Source organism: Nostoc sp. CALU 1950, from assembly GCF_051172895.1.
In the GTDB taxonomy this organism is placed as follows: domain Bacteria; phylum Cyanobacteriota; class Cyanobacteriia; order Cyanobacteriales; family Nostocaceae; genus Nostoc; species Nostoc edaphicum_A.
The window spans coordinates 1-3,997 of sequence record NZ_JBDNJQ010000295.1 but is presented as its reverse complement, the minus strand read 5'-3'; the positions used below and the strand labels follow the sequence as shown (position 1 = coordinate 3,997).

Annotated in this window: 4 protein-coding genes; 2 read left to right on the top strand and 2 right to left on the bottom strand. The window is 38.3% G+C overall.

The annotated features are described in order from the left end of the window. Nucleotides 1–233: 233 nt before the first annotated feature. Nucleotides 234–449 carry a hypothetical protein gene (locus ABF638_RS36995; protein ID WP_181929875.1) on the bottom strand — a complete coding sequence of 72 codons (216 nt, stop codon included), beginning with the start codon at nucleotides 447–449 and terminating at the stop codon, nucleotides 234–236. 216 nt (nucleotides 450–665) lie between these two features. Between ABF638_RS36995 and ABF638_RS36990 the strand changes: the two genes are divergently transcribed. Continuing rightward, nucleotides 666–2,186 (top strand): PLP-dependent aminotransferase family protein, encoded by a 1,521-nt coding sequence (locus ABF638_RS36990; protein ID WP_435027722.1) that lies wholly within the window; start codon nucleotides 666–668, stop codon nucleotides 2,184–2,186. Nucleotides 2,187–2,253: 67 nt separating this feature from the next. Here the strand turns inward: ABF638_RS36990 and ABF638_RS36985 are convergent, their stop codons facing one another. After that, on the bottom strand, nucleotides 2,254–2,793 hold the full coding sequence (locus tag ABF638_RS36985) for an SH3 domain-containing protein (protein ID WP_435027721.1): 540 nt from the start codon (nucleotides 2,791–2,793) through the stop codon (nucleotides 2,254–2,256). A 267-nt stretch (nucleotides 2,794–3,060) separates the two neighbouring features. Between ABF638_RS36985 and ABF638_RS36980 the strand changes: the two genes are divergently transcribed. Next, nucleotides 3,061–3,942: a TauD/TfdA family dioxygenase gene (locus tag ABF638_RS36980; protein ID WP_435027720.1), complete on the top strand. Its 882-nt coding sequence runs from the start codon at nucleotides 3,061–3,063 to the stop codon at nucleotides 3,940–3,942. Nucleotides 3,943–3,997: the final 55 nt, after the last annotated feature.

Sequence of the window (3,997 nt, the reverse complement as noted above, 5' to 3'; positions counted from 1 at the left end):
CGCCGTCTCTACAAAAGACCGATTATTGTAGAGACGGCGATTCATCGCGTCTTTTACCTTAACCGAACCGTATTGCCTACAATAGGACTCATATTTGATTTCTAAAAAAACTCAATACAACTAAGACGCCTTCTTTCCTATTGCCTATTGCCTATTGCCTATTTCCTGTTACCTGCCCACGCAAATTAGTTCAGAAATCAAAACAGATTCCTATATTTGATGGTTAACAAATGCTATCTGTAGTAACACTTATCAATCCAAATTCGCATTTCTTCTTCAGAACCAAAACAGGCAGAACGTCCTGTGATTGGATCGTAGGCGTGCCAACAAGAAGTGTGACCACGACGGTCTGATTCGTGCCACACTTGGAGGTCAGAACCACTAGCCATCCAGATAACAAAATGTTGCCAATATTTTTGTAAATTTAACAAAAAATTAAATTTATTCATAGTGAAAGCACCTGATAAATAGTGAACTATTACTTTTACTTTCACGTAAGAGTTTTAAACTGAGAAGGTACAGTTTTGGCAGATTTGATCTAGTACAGTTCAGCTTCGTTTCAACTGGTATAGTAAAAAAACTCTCAACTGTACTAGGTAAAGTTCGTACAAATAGCTTATATTGCCAGTATTGATGATTATTCAGTCATTGACGAGTGTGCCAAAATGAAGATTTTGTTAGAACGGCAGTCACACAAACCGATTTATTTGCAGATCCGCGATCGCATCAGTCGTCTGATTAAATCTGGCGCACTCAAAAATGGCGATCGCCTGCCTTCTATCCGCTCTCTGGCAGATAGTTTACAAGTTAACAAACTCACTATTATTGAAGCCTATAACGTTTTAGAAGCAGATGGAATTGTTTCCGCTCGTCAGGGTTCGGGATATTTTGTCAGCAGTGTTTCTCTGAACAGTACCAACCTAGAATCTACATTTGCCCCAGCCCAAAATGTCATAATTACAAAACCAGGAAAGTGTTCTTTTTATGAAATGTATACTCCACTGGTGCAAGCACAAACTGAGCCAGGAATAATTAATTTTGGCTACGGTTATCCTCGTCCACCAAAAGATATCAACCTCATTGCCAGACGAGCGCTAAGACAAGAAGATACTGATATTTTCTTTCCTCATGAGATGCCTCAAGGACAACTAACTCTGTGCAGACAAATTGCCCAGATGCTAGTACATCAAGGATTAGAGGTTTTCCCAGAGGATTTAATTATTACTAATGGCTCTCAGCAAGGGTTGTCGTTAGCGATGAATTATTATGTACAACCTGGTGATTGGGTGATTGTGGAAGCTCCCACCTATTATGGTGCAATTTCTATCTTAGAAAACTTAGGAGCCAAGATCATTGGTATTCCCATGACTGCCGAGGGAATGAATTTAGATTTATTAGAGCAATATCTACATAGCCACCGTCCGAAATTAATTTATACTATTAGTACCTTTCACAATCCAACCGGATTGACGACAACACAAAATCATCGTCAACAATTATTAGCATTAGCCGAAAAGTATGAGTGTCCAATTTTAGAAGATAATGCTTATGAAGGAATAAATTTTGATGCAGTGCCAGCGCCAATTAAAGCTTTAGATAAAAATAATTTGGTAACTTACTTAAGCACCTTTTCTAAAACTTTAATGCCTGGTTTACGAGTGGGCTATATGGTAGTTACAGGTAAGCATTATCAAGCAATTATTGAGCAGAAGTTACTTCATGACTTGCACACATCCAGTATTTCGCAAACAATAGTTAGCGAATATCTCGCTTCCGGACATTACCGCCGTCACCTCAGCCGACTTCGCACAGATAATCTGCAAAGTCGTAATACGATGCTGCAAGCTTTGGAACGTTATTTTCCTGAAGAGATTCGCTGGACAGTTCCCACGGGAGGATTATTTCTTTGGGTACAGTTACCAGATGATCTTCCGATTGGGACAATTCGCAAAGAAGCCTTCGCACAAAATGTCTATCTGGCGTGCGGTTCGGCATTTTTCCCCGATAAGCAGGGTTATCCGGCGATGCGTCTGACTTTCTGCCTTCCGCAAGAGGAGATTGAGCAAGGTATTTCGATTGTGGGTAAGTTGCTGAAAAAGTATATTTCCAGAGGAGACGCCGAGAGTTGTCTGAATACCGAAAGCCAGCGCTCAGTTAGCGCAGAATTAGCGATCGCGCAGCGTTAGGGAGAAAATAGAAAAGATGCCGCATCTGTCCAAGTCGCAAGCATGGATAGGTTTGCAGGGTGGGGTTCTAAGAACAACTAGTAAGGGCTGCACCACATTGATCTTCCCTTGTTAACCAACCCTTAACACCTTGATATTCCACCTGTGCCCAATCTCCTTGACAACCGAGTAATTTGACAGCCGTATTAGCAGGAATTATTCTCAATTTTCGGCTTTCTTGACTGATACTACTATATAAATCCACACCATTAGTACCGTAACCCTGCGTTGTTAAGCCTAACTTTGGCACGAATACCCATCCAGTTCCTTGAAAACCATCGCTAGCATTAGTAATCTGTACCCAATCTCCAGCAGCACCAATAACCTGAACTGTTTCGTTGATCGGGATTTGCCCTAGAATTGTCTTATTTCTACTTGCACCACTCCGCACATTTAAACCTTGTGGATCTGTGTCAGTGACATAGGCAAGAATATCGCACTTTTGTACATTAGTTGATTTCGCTAAAGCTATTTGATGAGCTATACCTGTATTGAACATCACGCTAATACAACTGAATACCAATCTTGTTACTAACTTTAATGCTGGATTTTTCACTTTTTTTGTCATCTTTTCTTCAATTTTCTGGCATCAGTATCCAAGGCTGGAGTCTTATTTATGTCTCAGAATCTACCTAAAAAAATTAGGGTTAACTTTGTAAGGTAGTTCTCTAAAAGATATTTTAGTACTCTAATAACACTTTTAATTTTACAAAATTTAGTCCTGCGATCGCTGATGGATGAAACACGACGACATGATTGAGTATTAAGATGCCAGTATATAATGTAGTTAACACCAACAGTGTGTTTAGGTTTCGACAAAGATTTATTAAGTTATATGAATACCAAGATTCAGCCCATATCAGATAGCATCGTTAAAGAGATTATTAATCTCGAACATGTCAGTATTTTAGAATTAGACAAAGAAGAAATTATTAGCTTGTTTAAATCTAATGGAATCTTACTTTTTAGAGGATTTGATGTTAATACTGACATTTTTAAAGAATTTACCAATCTCTTGAGTACTGATTTTATAAATTATTATGGTGGTGCATTCAGTAGAAGGGTAATTAATGGAGATGAGACTCTTTTAAGCGTCAATGATTTTAAGTCTGAGATTAAATTGCATGGAGAAATGTATTATCAGCAGAATATCCCACTTATGCTGTGGTTTTTCTGTGCTAATCCACCATTAGAAGATGGTGAAACTACGGTATGTGATGGCAGACAATTTTTTAATGAAATTAGTAGTTCAACCAAAGAGTTGTTCAGGAAAAAGAAGCTAAAGTTTACTGTTCGGATGTCTCAACAAGACTGGCAGAAAAAATACCAAACAGATGATTTGAATAAGCTAGAAGAAATGTGTCAGAAGAATAAAACGCATCTGACAGTAAATGATGATCAATCGATTATGCTTGAATACATTTGTCCAGCCATTATCCCTAGCAGATGTGGAAAGTATCAAGTGTTTATTAATAGTCTATTGCCCACAAAGCAATTAAGTCCAAAAATCCTTAACTTTGAGGATGATTCAGAGATTTCTGATGAGGTTGTGTCTGAACTGAATGAAATTGCTGAAAAAATAACCACGGAAATTTCGTGGCAAAAAGGGGATATTTTAATGATTGATAATACAAGAATACTTCATGGGAGAAGAAGTTTTGCCGATGAGCAAAGAGATATTTATATCAGGCTATGTTCTCCAGCCTTTTCATTCTGATATAGGAATCCGCTTTGATTTCTGAACTGATTTGCGTAGGCAGGGAATAGGCAAT